This is a genomic window from Streptomyces sp. NPDC005811 (assembly GCF_040630405.1).
Taxonomy (GTDB): domain Bacteria; phylum Actinomycetota; class Actinomycetes; order Streptomycetales; family Streptomycetaceae; genus Streptomyces.
Window position 1 is genome coordinate 1 of sequence record NZ_JBEXXK010000110.1, and the last position, 13,067, is coordinate 13,067.

The following is a 13,067-nucleotide window of genomic DNA, read 5'->3' on the forward strand; positions in this document are numbered from 1 at the left end:
GCACGGAACCCACCCGTGACCGCCGATCGGCCGCTACACTCCCACCGCTCGACGTTTCCCCAGGTCAAGCCACGAAGTCCTGTTGGAGTACTAGTCGGCCTTCGCGTACTCCTTGGCCATCGAGCCCGCGAAGTCGTAGACCACGCACTGCTCGTCACCCACGACCCAGGCGTCGTGTCCGGGTGAGATCACGAAGACGTCGCCGGGGCCCACCTCGGTCTCGCCGCCCTCGTCCATGGTGATGTGCATCCGTCCGCTGACCACATAGCCGTTGTGGTGGATCTGGCAGGTGTCGGTGCCCGCTATGGGGGCCACCGACTCCGTCCAGCGCCAGCCCGGCTCGAACGTCGCCATCGCGAAGTCCAGCCCGCTCATGTGAACGGCCTCCAGGTGGCCCCGGGGAAAGTCGCGCCGCTCGTCCGGCTTGTCGAGCGTCTTCACTTCCAGCATGGCGTCCTCCTTCCGGCCGTGCTGCGCCACGGCCGGGGCCGGTCTCCCCGGCGGCCCGGGACGTCACCGGTGGGGGCCGCGCCCCACCCCTCCATCGTCCGCCCCGCCACCGGGGGGCGCCATTCGGTGGACCGGGGCGTCAGGCACCCCCCGCGCACAGCTCGGCGAACCGGCCGGTGTCGACGTTGCCGCCGGAGACGATCACTCCGACCCGGCGGCCCGGGGCGCCGGCCCGGCCCGCGAGCAGGGCGGCCAGCGGGGTGGCGCCGCTCGGCTCCACGACGATCTTCAGACGTTCGAAGGCGAAGCGCATCGCCGCGCGGATCTCGTCGTCGGAGACGAGGGCGATCCCGTCGACGAGGCGCCGGTTCACCCGGAAGGTCAGCTCACCGGGCGTGGACAGGGCCTGGCCGTCGGCGATGGTGTGCGGCACCGGGATCTCGATCCGCCGGCCGGCCTCCAGGGAGCGTCGGGTGTCGTCCCCGGCCTCCGGTTCGACGCCGACGATCCGGATGCCGGGCCGCAGCCCCTTCGCCGCGGTCGCGCTGCCGGCGATCAGCCCGCCCCCGCCGACCGGGACGAGGAGCGCGTCCAGGTCGTCGACCTCGTCGAGGAGTTCGAGTGCCGCGGTGCCCTGGCCGGCCATGACGTGCGGATGGTCGTAGGGCGGGATCAGGGCGAGGCCCCGCTCGGCGGCCAGGGCCCGGGCGACGGCCTCCCGGTCGCCGGTGTAGCGGTCGTACGTCACGATCTCGGCGCCGTAGCCCTCCGTGGCCGCCCGCTTGGAGCGCGGGGCGTCCTCGGGCATCACGATCACCGCGGTGGTGCCCAGTTCCCGGGCGGCGAGGGCGACGGCCTGGGCGTGGTTGCCGGAGGAGTAGGCGGCGACGCCCCGCGCGAGTTGTCCGGGGGGCAGCCGGGAGACCGCGTTGTAGGCGCCGCGGAACTTGAAGGCGCCGACGCGCTGGAAGTTCTCGCACTTCAGGAACACTTCGGCACCGACGGCGGCGTCCAGGGTGCGGGAGCGCAGCACGGGGGTGCGGAGGGCGACCCCCCGCAGCCTGACGGCCGCGTCCCGGACGTCGTCGAGGGTGAGGGGCGGGGGTGCGGTGGTCATGGGCGGGCTCCCTCGGTGGCGTCGGCGGGCGTGTCCCGCGCCTGCGCCAGGTAGTGGTAGGCGGAGGCGCGGGAGATGCCCAGGCGGGCGGCGACCTGTTCGACGGCTCGGCGTACGGCGAACACGCCCCGTTCGTCCAGGCCGCGGAAGAGGGCGAGACGGCGGGTCCTGTCGAGGCCGGGCCAGGTCTGGTCCTGGCGCCGCAGATGGTCGTCGAGCAGGGCGTCCACGACGGAGTCGATGTCGTCGCCGAAGGTGGTCACCGGGGCCGGCGACGCCTCCGCGCCGGTGCCCGCGAGCGCGGCGAGCAGCCCCTGCACGCGGTCGATCTCGGTGACGTCCACATTGACGCAGAGGGCGCCGAACACCGCGCCGGCGGAGTCACGCAGCACCATCGTGGACGACTTCACCCGTCTGCCGGTGCTGGTGCGGGTGACGTAGTTCAACTCGTCGTGGGCCTCGTCACCGCGGGCCAGGACGCGCAGGCCGATCTCACTCATCGCCCCGCCGACCGTCCGCCCGGTCACCGACCCGGCGACGGCGACCACCGACGTCTCCGGCCGCCGGTAGTCGTGCAGGACGGCCTCGCACAGCGGCCCGAAGGTGGCCGCGATCCCGTCCACGACGGGGGCGAGCGCCCGCAGGATCGCGTCCCGCTCCGCTTCTCTGGACTCCACGGCATGATTAGACCACACGTCCAGTCACTGGACCAACAGTCCAGACCGCCTGCGCGCCACCCTCTTCAGGCGATCCGTCGATCAAGGGGTGGCGCCCCCAATTGCCGTTTCCCTAGGATGTGTTACCGACCGCGACGACGCGGCCACAGCTGGGAGCTGGGGGAAGACATGCAGTCCGGAAAGCCACTGTCCACGGAGATCGACGCCGCGGTTCCGACAGCCGCACGCATGTACGACCACTATCTCGGCGGCAAGGACAACTACGCGGCCGACCGGGCCGCCTGCGCCGAGCTCGACAAGGTCGTCCCGAGCACCCGCGTCCTCGCGCTGAACAACCGCCGTTTCCTCCAGCGGGTCGTACGGACGCTGGCGCAGGAGTACGGCATCCGGCAGTTCCTGGACCACGGTTCCGGCCTGCCCACCCAGGACAACGTCCACCAGGTCGCCCAGCAGGTCGACCCGAGCTCCCGCGTCGTCTACGTCGACAACGACCCGATGGTCCTCGTGCACGGCCGTGCCCTGCTGGAGCAGAACGAGCGCACCACCGTGATCCACGCCGACATGCGCGAGACCGAGGCCATCTTCGCCCACCCCGACACGGAGCGGCTGATCGACTTCTCCCAGCCGGCGGCCGTGCTGTTCAACTCGGTCTTCCACTGCATCCCCGACAGCGAGACCGACGGCCCGCCCGCCGTGGTCCGCCGGGTGGCCGAACGCCTGGCCCCCGGCAGCTGTCTGGTGATGTGTCAGCTGGTCAGCGAGGACCCGGCGGTCCGGGAGTTCGTGACCGACTTCATGGACAAGGCCACGCAGGGGCACTGGGGCCGGGTGCGGGAGCAGAAGGATGTCGCCGGCTGGTTCGAGGGGCTCGAGATCCTCGACCCCGGGCTGGTGGAGGTCTCCACCTGGCGGCCCGACACCGAGGTCGCGCCCCGCCAACTCACCCAGGAGTGGATCGAGTTCGGCGGCGTGGGGCGTCTGGGCTGACCGGGCCCCGGCCCGCTCCGGCCGTCAGGCGTAGCGCTGCCGGATGGTCTCCTCGATCATCCTGAGCGACTCGCGCGGCTGGAGCGCCTGGTCGGCCAGCCGGTCCAGGGCGACCCGGTACTCCTCCGTCTCGTCCCGGTCCTCCAGGAAGGTGGCGCTCCTGATCTGCTCCAGGTAGACGATGTCGGGCAGATCGGCACCGCCGAACCGCAGATACGTGACGGGGATGGCCGGCGCCGAGGCGTGCGTGACGTCCAACGGGACGACCTGCACGGTGACCTGGGGCAGCCGGGCCAGCTCCACGAGATGGGCGAGCTGCTCCCGCATCACCTCGCGGCTGCCCAGCACCCGCAGCAGCACCGACTCGTCGAGGATCGCCCACACCCGCGGGGCGTCGGCGCGGTGCAACAGCTCGCTCCGCCGGGTGCGCAGCTCCACCCGGCGCTCCACCTCCCGCGGCGAGGCCGAGGGCAGCCCGCGCTCCACGACGGCACGGGTGTACGCGGGGGTCTGGAACAGACCCGGCACGTACTGGATCTCGAAGGTACGGATCGCGGTGGCCGCCTCCTGGAGTCCGACCAGCCGATCGAACCATTCGGGCATCAGCCGTTTGTCGTACCGCTGCCACCAGCCCGGCTCCCCGGCCTGCCGCAGCAGTTCCAGCAGCACCGAGGCCTCGTGCTCCTCGGCGCCGTACAGCGTCAGCAGTGCGCGGACGTCGCCCTCCGTCGGAGGGCGGCGTCCCTTGCCCGCCTCGATGCGCGACAGTTTCGCCGGGCTGAACCGCACCGCACGCGCGGCCTGGTCCTGGGCGAGCCCGGCATCCTCCCGCATCCCCGTGAGCTGGACCCCGACCAGCATTTTGAGCAAGGTCGGGGCGGGCTCCGCGCGGTTCAGATACGGTTCGAGGCGGGAGACTCGAGGCGACTCGGCAGACATGCTGTGACTCCCCACGGACCGGCAGACGACAGACCCCAGTATCGCATCCGACGCCCTACGACCGTATGGAGCACGGGAATTGAGCCGCGCGCCGCGTCGGACGGCACGCTCCCGCCGCTCGCGTTCACAGCAGGTGGTCGAACTCCCCGTCCTTCGCCCCCGCCAGGAACGCCGCCACCTCGGCCGGCGTGTAGACCAGGGCCGGACCGTCGGGGTCCCGGGAGTTGCGCATCGCGACGCCACCCCCGTCCAGCGCCGCGACCTCGACGCAGTTGCCCTCCGCGTTGCTGTGACTGCTCTTGATCCAGCGGACGCCCAGCGAACTCGCCCGCACTCCGTTCGACACCGATCCGGTTCCTGACGACACGGCAACTCTCCTCGCTTCGTACGCGCAATTTCCCGTGAAATTGCACGAGGACATCGTCAGGGTGGATAATATCCATGCCGTCAACCGCACTTCCGGCAACCCGTCCTGACCTCGCCTCAGGGAGATGCCCCGTGTCATCACCTGCGCAGTTCCGGAACCACGAGTCCGTCCTCGACTCGTCCAGAACCGCAAGCCTGCGCCTCGGGGGCGACCGGGAGGGATGCCTCGAGGCACGGAACTTCACCCGTCGCACACTCGGCGGCTGGTCCCTGGGCCACTGCACGGACGACGCGCTCACCGTCGTCACCGAACTCACCTCCAACGCCGTCCTGCACGGCCTGCCGCACCTGTCGACCGATCAGTTCGACGTACGGCTCAGACTCACCCTGCGCCGCTCGCACCTGATGTGCGCCGTCACCGACCCCGGCGACAGCCCACCCCTCTACCCGCACCCCGGCGACGACCTGCTGGAGCACGGCCGCGGACTGCACATCGTCGAAGCCCTCGCGGAGCACTGGGGCTGGACCCGCCGCTCCCCCGTGGGCAAGACCGTCTGGGCCATGCTGCCGACCCGCACCTCCACGACATGACTGCCACGAAGAGAACCCCACCGCTGCAGGACCTGGGCCATGTGCCCTGGCCCGACATCCAGGACACCACCGGATCCGCCGCCGGCATCCCCGCCCTGCTCACCACCGTCGCCCGCGGAGACGCCGAGACCGCGCAGAGCGCGCTCGGGCAACTGCGCCGCCGTATCTGCCGGTTCGGCTTCGTGGTGGACCAGGCGACCGCGGCGACGGTGCCGTTCCTCTGGGAGCTCGCCCGGCTCCCGCAGGTCACCTGCCGGGTGGCGATACTGCGCCTGCTGAAGAGCATCGCCGACGCCCGCCAGTGGGAGACCACGGCCGCCGCCTACCCCAAGCTGCTGCGCCACCCGGACAACCACGTGGCCTGGGAACGCGAGGCCCGACATGCCGTCCGGGCCCAGCGGGGCCTCCTGGAGGACCTCGTCACCGACCGGGACAGCGAGATCGCCGAGGCCGGCCGGGAGCTCGCGGCGACGCTGAACGACTGAAGAACGGGCGGCGAGTCGGCCCGTCCGGGGTACCCGGCCGCTAGGTTGACCGCATGAGCAACCTTGACCGTGCGCCCGTGCCGAGCGTGTGCGGCGGGCGTGGATTCGTCGTCGCCGAACCCGTCCGTGAGCTGCTGAGCCCCCGCAAGGTGAAGCTCGGTGAGTCGACCGAGGTCCGCCGACTGCTGCCGAACCTGGGCCGGCGCATGATCGGAGCCTGGGCCTTCGTCGACCACTACGGCCCCGACGACATCGCCGACGAACCCGGTATGCAGGTCCCGCCGCACCCGCACATGGGACTCCAGACCGTCAGCTGGCTGCACGAGGGCGAGGTGCTGCACCGCGACTCCACGGGCAGCCTCCAGACCGTCCGCCCCCGCGAACTCGGCCTCATGACATCCGGCCGCGCGATCAGCCACTCCGAGGAGAGCCCGCGGCCCCACGCCCGCTTCCTCCACGGCGCCCAGCTCTGGGTCGCCCTCCCCGACGCCCACCGCCACACCGAGCCCCATTTCGAACACCACGCCGAGCTGCCCACGGTCACCGCGCCCGGCCTCACGGCCACCCTCGTCCTCGGCGAACTCGACGGCTCCCGCTCCCCCGGGACGACGTACACCCCGATCGTGGGCGCCGACCTCGCCCTGGCCCAGGGCGCGGACGTACGCCTGCCGCTCGTCCCCGACTTCGAGTACGGCGTCCTGTCGATGTCCGGCGAGGTCCACGTGGACGGCGTCCCGGTCCTCCCGGGCTCCCTCCTCTACCTCGGCTGCGGCCGCACCGAACTCCCCCTGCGCGCCACCTCGGACGCGGGCCTGATGCTCCTGGGCGGCGAGCCCTTCGAGGAGGAGCTGATCATGTGGTGGAACTTCGTCGGCCGCACCCAGGACGAGATCGTCCAGGCCCGCGAGGACTGGACGAAGGGGACGCGTTTCGGGGAGGTACGGGGCTACGACGGCGCTCCCCTGCCCGCACCGGAGCTGCCGCCCACACCGCTCAAACCACGGGGAAGGACGCGCTGACCACCAGCAACACACACCACGAAGGCCCCGTCGGCAAGCTGACGGGGCCTCAAAATCGCTGCAGCGGTGGTGATGGCCGGGCTGACAGCGTCACTTGTCGTTCCTGCCGCCGCCACCGACTTCCCTGCGGCCACCACGCCCGCGGTCACCTGGAACATGCAGGGCGCCGACAACGAGGCACAGAACGGCAGCAAGTGGAGCAACACGGTCCAGCGGCTGGCGTTCCAGGTGCCGATCCTGATGCTTCAGGAAGTCGGCCCGCGCCCGCCTCGGAACAGCGTCGCACAGCCCGACCAGACCTTCACCACGACCGACAGCCAGGGCGGCACGCACCAGTTCACCGTGCTGCACCGGACCTGGGTCGTCGACAGCGGTTACCGCAGCATCATCCCGACCCGTGGGGTGTCTACTTCCTGCAGTGGAGGCTGCCCTTACTGGACGCCGAGCGCCCCGATGAAGGCGATGGCACCAGCCAGTCCGATTGCCCCAAGGGCGGCCCCTGCCACGGCGGTCCACAAGCGGCCTGCACCCAGGCGAGCGTAGTAAATACCCATGGCGCCGAAGGTGACGGAGAGGGCGCCGGCGAGGATCGACCACGGGAACACGGCGAACATGAACGCCGGCCATGCCCCCACCACGGAGATGGTCCCGAGCATCAGAGCCATGGGCCCCAAGGCGACGGCGGGTGTGTCACTTCGGTCGGGCGTGGCAGACTCGGGCACGCAATCCTCACTTTGAACACGTTCAAATCGGAGCGTGATCGTAGCAGGCAAGACACAACGGCCGCCACGGCTGCGCTTTTCTGAGTCTTCGCGCCATGGGCCCGTCACCTACGTGTGGGCCTGCGGGACGGTGGCCTGGATCGCGGGCACCGCGCTCCTCCCGGTGACGGCGGCCTGGTACGCGCACCACCGGTCGCTGGGGTGGAGCGCGATGGCGGCCCGGATCGGCGCCGTCACCGGGGCGGCCCTGCTCCTCGCCCTGGTCGGCGGGTTGGTCCAGCAGTGGACCCACTGGCACGCCTACGAGCCACCCCGGCTCGACCGGAGCGAGTACGTCGGGGACTGGTACGGCGGTGGTGGCGCGTACCGGCTGCGGCTGGGCGAGAACGGCGAGGCCGAGGGCGTCAACCTGCCGTTGGTCGACGAGAACGCCGGGCCGTGGGCACGGCCGACCGGCCACACCTCTTCGTCGTCACCGGGGACCCGGACACCCCGTCGGTCATCACCTTCTACCGCCCTGAAGGCACGGAGGGGCCGGTTCCAGGAAAAACGTTCGCGATGCCGAGGGAGCGGATGACAGGGTGCGGCGCATGGCACCCCAGTACCAGGTTCGCGCAGACCACGATGCCGACACGATCGTGGTCTACCAGGCGTACGCGCCCGCCCTGGCCGATGCGGCGCTGCGAGCGGGCCGCTTCGTCGCGCCGTTCTCCTTCCACAGGATGACGTGGATCAAGCCCTCGTTCCTGTGGCTCATGCATCGCAGCAACTGGGCCCGCAAGCCCGGTCAGGAGCGCGTTCTCGCGGTGCGGATGACCCGGCAGGGCTGGGAGGAGGCGCTGTCCCGGGCCGTGCTCACGACCGCGGATCCGGCAGCTGTCGCCCAGGCGGCGGTCCATGTCCAGTGGGACCCGGAACGCTCGTTGCGGGGAGCCGCACTGAACCACTACAGCATCCAGGTCGGCATCGGCCGCGGACTGATCCGCACCTTCACCGACGACTGGATCGTCGACCTCACCGACCTCACCCCCCAGGTCCGCAAGGCCGCGGCGTTGGCGCAGGGCGGGCAGGCCGACAAAGCCCGGCGGCTGCTCCCCGCAGAGCGGGCGTATCCACTGCCCCGGACACTGGAAGGCCTCATCCGTCCAGGTGGATGACGGTAGGCGCCGGATGCGCGGCGCACGCTCCCTCCTTCCACGGCCGCGATCAAGATCTTCTTTGCCCCCTCTTGAACATTTATTGGAACGGGGTGAGCCCGAGCCGCGTCACGCACGTATTCGTCTGCGACCCCGCCCCGCCGGGCGACGAGCGACTCGACCAATCCCCCGACCGCGCAGGAGGAACAGTGCAGATCTCACGGAACATCGTGGGCACTCTCGTCGTGGGCGGCGCCCTGACCCTGACAGTGAGCGCCCTCGTATATCCGTCGATGCTCGGTCTGACGACCGTGTCGACCTCGTCCGACCGACTCATCGCCAACACCCAGTGGGGGCCGTTCACCGAGAGCGACCGGGCCTTCGTGGTGGCGGTGCGGGCGGCCGGCCTCTGGGAGCATCCCGTCGGCCTGATCGGGATCGAGAAGGGGCAGAGCAAGGCCGTCATCACCGCCAGCGAGCACCTGGTCGACGGACACGCGGCCCTGGACGAGACCTGCCGCAAGATCGCGCCGATGCTGAACGTCGTGCTGCCCAACGTGGCCAGCCCGCAGCAGGAGGGGTTCGTCACCACCCTGAAGACGTCCCAGGGCAAGCAGTTCGACATCGACTTCGCCAACATCCTGCGCATGACGCACGGTTCCATCTTCAACACCGTGGCGAAGGTCCGCTCGACGACGAAGAACTCCCTGGTGCGCGCCCTGGCCGACCAGGCCAACGACACCGTCCTGGACCACATCACGGTGATGGAGAACACCGGTCTGGTCGACTTCGACACCACCCTGTTCAACCAGACCAAGCCGCCGACCCTGCCCAAGACGGACATGACTCCGCCGGTCCCGCCCGCCGGTCAGCCGCTGGTCGTCCTGCCCCCGCCGCCGAACGCCACGTCCACCCCGGCGGACCTGGGCCCGGCGATGAACGGCGCGGCGGCCAACGGGTAGGCGCCGCCCGAGGGCGGTCAGGGGTGCGCGCGGCGGTCCCGCCTCACCCCTCGGACCGCCCCTCCGCCTTCCGCAGCAGGGCCAGCAGCGCCTCGCGCTCCGGCTCCGTCAAGCCCTCGAAGCACTCCGCGAGCACCTCGTCCGCCACCGTATGGCCGGCCTTCAGTACCCGGCTCCCCTCGGGAGTGAGGTGATGCTCGATCCGGCGGCCGTGACCGGGGCGCCGGTCCACCAGTCCCTGCGCCACCAGACGCCCGGCGAGCGTGCCGAACGCCTGCTCGCTCTGGAAGGTCGCCGCCGCCAGCTCGCGGGCGCTGGCACCCGGCGTGCGGCCGACGGCCCGCAGCGCGTCCCACTGCGCGAGCGTGCTGCCGACGGACGCGAGACGGCTGTCGAGCGCCCGGTGCTGGCGGTACTGGGCGGCCTTCACGGCCCTTCCGAGGATCTGCAGTTCAACGGCCATGCCCGCCAGGCTAGCACGGCGACTAAGCTTGCTTATATAAATATCTTTAGTTAGTGTCCGGCTCATGACCTCGACACCTGCCCTCAGCCACGCCCTCACCGAATCCGGCCCCGCCACCGGCCGCCCCGTCCTCGTGCTGCACGGCGGCGGCGGTCCCGCCACCGTCGCCCCGATCGCCGCGCACTTCGCCCGGACCGCCCCGGTCCTGCTGCCCACCCACCCCGGCTGGAACGGCACCCCGCGCCCCGGCGACCTCACCCGTGTGGCCGACCTCGCCGCCGCCTATCTCCGTCTCCTGCGCGACCGCCGCCTGTCCGACGTCCTGGTGATCGGCTCCTCGCTCGGCGGCTGGATCGCCGCCGAACTGGCCACGGCCGACACGGAGGGCCTGATCAGCGGGGTCGTCCTGATGAACGCGGTCGGCATCGAGGTCGACGGCGAACCGGTCCGGGACTTCTTCGCCCTCGACGCACGGGGCGTCGCCGAGTACGCCTACCACGACCCCGAGCGCTTCTACGTCGACCCCACGACCGTCCCGGCCGAGCAACGCGCGGTCGTGCAGGCCAACTTGGCCGCCCTGCGCGTCTACTCCGGCGGCCCCGCCATGAACGACCCCGCGCTCCGGCCGCGTCTCGCGGCCGTCACCGTCCCCACCCTCGTCGTATGGGGCGAGAGCGACCGCATCGCGACTCCGGCGTACGGCGAGGAGTACGCCGCTTCGTTCGCAAACGCGCGCATGGAACTGGTGCCCGAAGCGGGCCACTTGCCCCACCTCGAACAGCCCGCGCGCACCTTCCCCCTGCTCGACGCCTTCGCCACGCAGACCGCACGCCGATGATCACGGGCGGTGATCACGGACGATGATCACGGGCCGAAGGGTGCGCCCGGGACCCTCGACGAACAGCAGACGCAGACCGTTCGGAAGCGACCCCTGGGCCTCGCGGAGGCGGGTCACGCCCCCTCTCCGCAGGTGCGCGAACTCCCCCGTGGCATCGGCCTTGCGGGGGTCAACGCTGAGGGATCCGACATCAGCACGATCTCGTTCATGCACCGATCATGGCCGATCGCCCTCGACGCCGGGGAGAACGGGAGACGTTCTCGTCACCTGCCGCTCCGGGCCCGGAGCCGGGTGCGCCGGTCCGGAAGGCCGGGGTGTGCGTCGGGGGCGGCCCAGGGTGACCCCCGACAGGACCAGGGCCAGACCGGCCAGCTGCTGGACGGTCAGCGCCTCCCCCGCGATCGCGGTGCCGAGGACGACGCCGGTCACCGGGTTGAGCAGGCCGATCAGGCCGACCGTGCCCGCGGGCAGGTGCCGCAGGCCGGTGAACCAGACGACGAAGGCCAGGGCCGTGGCGACGAGGGAGACGTAGGCGAAGGCGAGGAGGGTCGGGGTGGAGGGGGCGGGTGGAGCGCCCTCCACCGCCGCTGCGGCCGGGAGCAGGAAGAGGCCGCCGGCCGTGAGCTGCCAGGCCGTCGAGGCGAGCACGTCCGTGCCGGTGCTCCAGCGCTTGGCGAGGAGGTGGCCGAAGGACGACACCAGCAGGGCGGCGGCCGAGGCGAGGACGCCCGGCACGCTCACCGCCTCCGCCCCGGTGAGCAGCATCAGGCAGACCCCGACCAGTCCGATCGTGGCACCGGCCAGATGGGCGGCCCGGGGACGCTCCGACACCAGGGGCCAGGCGATGAGCATCATCGTGAGCGGCGACAGCGCCATCACCGTCGAGGCGACGCTCGTCGGAAGGAGCTGGGAAGCGGCGTAGACGAGGACGAAGAACACGCTCATGTTGAGCAGCCCGAGCACGGCGGAACGCCACCACCACGCGCCGCGCGGCCGCCGCCGGCACAGGGCCAGCAGGACCAGCCCGGCGGGCAGCGCGCGCAGGGCGGCTCCCCAGAGCGGGCGGTCGGCGGGCAGGAACTCGTGCGTGACGAAATAGTTGGCCCCCCAGGCCACCGGCGCGATCGCGGTCAGGGCCGTGAGGGCCACCCAACGCACATTTGCTTCCATGGAAGCCAATATAACTTCCCGGGAAGCTAATATGGACCCATGGAGCAGAACGGTGAACCGCTGGACCGCGTGGCCCGCATCCAGGCCGACTGGCGCCGGGAGCGTCCCGACGTGGACGTCGGCCCACAGGGAGTGATCGGCCGGCTGCACCGGCTGGCCGACCGGCTCACCGAGGAACTCTGCCTCGTCTACGGCCGCTACGGCCTCGGCGAGGGCGAGTTCGACGTACTGTGCGCGCTGCGCCGCGCCGGGGAGCCCTATGAGCGGGCGCCCGGCGAACTCGCGGCGCACACCATGGTCACCACCGGCGCGATGACGAAGCGGATCGACCGGCTGGAGCGGGCCGGGCTGGTCACGCGCCGCCGCTCCGCCGACGACCAGCGCGGCCGGATCGTCGCCCTCACCGGGCCCGGCCGCGAACTGATCGACCGGGCCTTCACCGAGCACATGCACAACGAACGCCGTCTGCTGGACCTGCTGACACCCGCCGAGGCCGCGTCCCTCGAAGGGCTGCTCACCGGGTGGTTGGGCCGCATGGAGCACACCGGAGACACCTCAGGGCAGGGGTAGTGGAATATTCAACGACCACCCCCGATTGACGGCCCCGAAGGAGGTCACGAGTGAACATGACATACGGCACGGGGTACGACGCGGCGAACGAGTCGGCGTACTACACCCACGGGACCCCGGCCGAGCGCTGGGAGCGCGCGCAGCTGTTCTTCGACGCGCGGGACTACACCGCGGCGGCGCGGGTGCTGGCGCCGCTGGTCGACGAGGTGCCGGAGCAGACCGGACCGCGGCTGCTGCTGGCCCGCGCCTACTACCACTCGGCCCAACTGCGCCGCGCCGAGACCGAGTTGCGGCTGATCGTGGAGCGCGACCCGGTGGAGCACTACGCCCGGCTGATGCTGGGCCGCACCCTGGAGCGGCAGGGGCGGCACGCGGAGGCGGGACCGCATCTGCGGATCGCCTCGGCGCTGGCCGGGGACTTCCCGCAGGAGTAGTCCGGCTCAGTACACGGGAGCGGGGCGGGGGGGGGGCGACCCCGCCCCGCGCCCCCCGCGGGGGGGGGCGCCGCGCGCGCGCCCCGCAGACCCCCCCCCCCGGGCGGGGCGGCGCCGCGCCCCCCGGAGAACGCCCCGGGG

Annotated in this window: 18 protein-coding genes; 11 read left to right on the top strand and 7 right to left on the bottom strand. The window is 71.5% G+C overall.

The window, feature by feature from the left end:
* Nucleotides 1-90: 90 nt before the first annotated feature.
* The 3 genes from ABZ490_RS51340 to ABZ490_RS51350 all read right to left on the bottom strand — a co-directional run bounded on the left by ABZ490_RS51340 (nt 91) and on the right by ABZ490_RS51350 (nt 2,244).
* A complete protein-coding gene (locus ABZ490_RS51340; protein WP_359007699.1) occupies nt 91-450 on the bottom strand; it encodes a cupin domain-containing protein in 360 nt (119 codons plus the stop codon).
* A gap of 139 nt (nt 451-589) precedes the next feature.
* A complete protein-coding gene (locus ABZ490_RS51345; RefSeq protein ID WP_359007702.1) occupies nt 590-1,567 on the bottom strand; it encodes a threo-3-hydroxy-L-aspartate ammonia-lyase in 978 nt (325 codons plus the stop codon).
* A complete protein-coding gene (locus ABZ490_RS51350) occupies nt 1,564-2,244 on the bottom strand; it encodes a PAS domain-containing protein (protein ID WP_359007705.1) in 681 nt (226 codons plus the stop codon). Before ABZ490_RS51350 ends, ABZ490_RS51345 begins: the two co-directional genes overlap by 4 nt.
* Nucleotides 2,245-2,412: 168 nt before the next feature.
* On the opposite strand from ABZ490_RS51350, the gene ABZ490_RS51355 reads away from it, so the two are divergent.
* A complete protein-coding gene (locus ABZ490_RS51355) occupies nt 2,413-3,231 on the top strand; it encodes an SAM-dependent methyltransferase (protein ID WP_359007708.1) in 819 nt (272 codons plus the stop codon).
* 24 nt (nt 3,232-3,255) lie between these two features.
* Here the strand turns inward: ABZ490_RS51355 and ABZ490_RS51360 are convergent, their stop codons facing one another.
* Entirely contained in the window at nt 3,256-4,170 is a 915-nt protein-coding gene (locus ABZ490_RS51360) for a helix-turn-helix transcriptional regulator (RefSeq protein ID WP_359007711.1), read from the bottom strand.
* Nucleotides 4,171-4,294: 124 nt separating this feature from the next.
* Entirely contained in the window at nt 4,295-4,516 is a 222-nt protein-coding gene (locus ABZ490_RS51365; RefSeq protein WP_055632489.1) for a DUF397 domain-containing protein, read from the bottom strand.
* A 152-nt stretch (nt 4,517-4,668) separates the two neighbouring features.
* Between ABZ490_RS51365 and ABZ490_RS51370 the strand changes: the two genes are divergently transcribed.
* The 7 genes from ABZ490_RS51370 (at nt 4,669) to ABZ490_RS51400 (ending at nt 9,451) form a co-directional block, all read left to right on the top strand.
* Nucleotides 4,669-5,127 (top strand): ATP-binding protein, encoded by a 459-nt coding sequence (locus tag ABZ490_RS51370; RefSeq protein ID WP_359007714.1) that lies wholly within the window; start codon nt 4,669-4,671, stop codon nt 5,125-5,127.
* The gene (locus ABZ490_RS51375; RefSeq protein ID WP_359007717.1) at nt 5,124-5,612 is read left to right on the top strand and encodes a hypothetical protein; all 489 of its coding nucleotides are present in this window, start codon (nt 5,124-5,126) and stop codon (nt 5,610-5,612) included. Before ABZ490_RS51370 ends, ABZ490_RS51375 begins: the two co-directional genes overlap by 4 nt.
* Nucleotides 5,613-5,665: 53 nt before the next feature.
* Nucleotides 5,666-6,631: a pirin family protein gene (locus ABZ490_RS51380; RefSeq protein ID WP_359007720.1), complete on the top strand. Its 966-nt coding sequence runs from the start codon at nt 5,666-5,668 to the stop codon at nt 6,629-6,631.
* 66 nt (nt 6,632-6,697) lie between these two features.
* Nucleotides 6,698-7,174 carry a hypothetical protein gene (locus ABZ490_RS51385; protein ID WP_359007723.1) on the top strand — a complete coding sequence of 159 codons (477 nt, stop codon included), beginning with the start codon at nt 6,698-6,700 and terminating at the stop codon, nt 7,172-7,174.
* Nucleotides 7,175-7,483: 309 nt separating this feature from the next.
* The gene (locus tag ABZ490_RS51390; RefSeq protein ID WP_359007726.1) at nt 7,484-7,930 is read left to right on the top strand and encodes a hypothetical protein; all 447 of its coding nucleotides are present in this window, start codon (nt 7,484-7,486) and stop codon (nt 7,928-7,930) included.
* A 13-nt stretch (nt 7,931-7,943) separates the two neighbouring features.
* Nucleotides 7,944-8,510, top strand: coding sequence for a DUF4291 family protein (locus tag ABZ490_RS51395; RefSeq protein ID WP_359007729.1), 567 nt, complete (start codon nt 7,944-7,946; stop codon nt 8,508-8,510).
* A 224-nt stretch (nt 8,511-8,734) separates the two neighbouring features.
* On the top strand, nt 8,735-9,451 hold the full coding sequence (locus ABZ490_RS51400) for a DUF4142 domain-containing protein (protein WP_359007748.1): 717 nt from the start codon (nt 8,735-8,737) through the stop codon (nt 9,449-9,451).
* 43 nt (nt 9,452-9,494) lie between these two features.
* On the opposite strand, the gene ABZ490_RS51405 is transcribed toward ABZ490_RS51400, so the two are convergent.
* Nucleotides 9,495-9,914 carry a MarR family winged helix-turn-helix transcriptional regulator gene (locus tag ABZ490_RS51405; RefSeq protein ID WP_359007732.1) on the bottom strand — a complete coding sequence of 140 codons (420 nt, stop codon included), beginning with the start codon at nt 9,912-9,914 and terminating at the stop codon, nt 9,495-9,497.
* Between the two features lie 64 nt (nt 9,915-9,978).
* On the opposite strand from ABZ490_RS51405, the gene ABZ490_RS51410 reads away from it, so the two are divergent.
* Nucleotides 9,979-10,752 carry an alpha/beta fold hydrolase gene (locus ABZ490_RS51410; protein ID WP_359007735.1) on the top strand — a complete coding sequence of 258 codons (774 nt, stop codon included), beginning with the start codon at nt 9,979-9,981 and terminating at the stop codon, nt 10,750-10,752.
* Between the two features lie 216 nt (nt 10,753-10,968).
* Here ABZ490_RS51410 and ABZ490_RS51415 read toward each other — a convergent pair whose 3' ends face one another.
* A complete protein-coding gene (locus tag ABZ490_RS51415; protein WP_359007738.1) occupies nt 10,969-11,922 on the bottom strand; it encodes an EamA family transporter in 954 nt (317 codons plus the stop codon).
* 39 nt (nt 11,923-11,961) lie between these two features.
* Here ABZ490_RS51415 and ABZ490_RS51420 point away from each other — a divergent pair, with 39 nt between their 5' ends.
* A complete protein-coding gene (locus tag ABZ490_RS51420; protein ID WP_359007741.1) occupies nt 11,962-12,492 on the top strand; it encodes a MarR family transcriptional regulator in 531 nt (176 codons plus the stop codon).
* Nucleotides 12,493-12,548: 56 nt separating this feature from the next.
* On the top strand, nt 12,549-12,926 hold the full coding sequence (locus tag ABZ490_RS51425; protein ID WP_359007744.1) for a tetratricopeptide repeat protein: 378 nt from the start codon (nt 12,549-12,551) through the stop codon (nt 12,924-12,926).
* Nucleotides 12,927-13,067: the final 141 nt, after the last annotated feature.

Excerpts from the sequence above, each read along its gene's own strand:
- ABZ490_RS51340 (WP_359007699.1), bottom strand. The coding sequence starts at position 450 with ATGCTGGAAGTGAAGACGCTCGACAAGCCGGACGAGCGGCGCGACTTT.
- ABZ490_RS51345 (WP_359007702.1), bottom strand. The coding sequence starts at position 1,567 with ATGACCACCGCACCCCCGCCCCTCACCCTCGACGACGTCCGGGACGCG.
- ABZ490_RS51355 (WP_359007708.1), top strand. The coding sequence starts at position 2,413 with ATGCAGTCCGGAAAGCCACTGTCCACGGAGATCGACGCCGCGGTTCCG.
- ABZ490_RS51360 (WP_359007711.1), bottom strand. The coding sequence starts at position 4,170 with ATGTCTGCCGAGTCGCCTCGAGTCTCCCGCCTCGAACCGTATCTGAAC.
- ABZ490_RS51375 (WP_359007717.1), top strand. The coding sequence starts at position 5,124 with ATGACTGCCACGAAGAGAACCCCACCGCTGCAGGACCTGGGCCATGTG.
- ABZ490_RS51380 (WP_359007720.1), top strand. The coding sequence starts at position 5,666 with ATGAGCAACCTTGACCGTGCGCCCGTGCCGAGCGTGTGCGGCGGGCGT.
- ABZ490_RS51395 (WP_359007729.1), top strand. The coding sequence starts at position 7,944 with ATGGCACCCCAGTACCAGGTTCGCGCAGACCACGATGCCGACACGATC.
- ABZ490_RS51405 (WP_359007732.1), bottom strand. The coding sequence starts at position 9,914 with ATGGCCGTTGAACTGCAGATCCTCGGAAGGGCCGTGAAGGCCGCCCAG.
- ABZ490_RS51410 (WP_359007735.1), top strand. The coding sequence starts at position 9,979 with ATGACCTCGACACCTGCCCTCAGCCACGCCCTCACCGAATCCGGCCCC.
- ABZ490_RS51415 (WP_359007738.1), bottom strand. The coding sequence starts at position 11,922 with ATGGAAGCAAATGTGCGTTGGGTGGCCCTCACGGCCCTGACCGCGATC.
- ABZ490_RS51420 (WP_359007741.1), top strand. The coding sequence starts at position 11,962 with ATGGAGCAGAACGGTGAACCGCTGGACCGCGTGGCCCGCATCCAGGCC.
- ABZ490_RS51425 (WP_359007744.1), top strand. The coding sequence starts at position 12,549 with ATGACATACGGCACGGGGTACGACGCGGCGAACGAGTCGGCGTACTAC.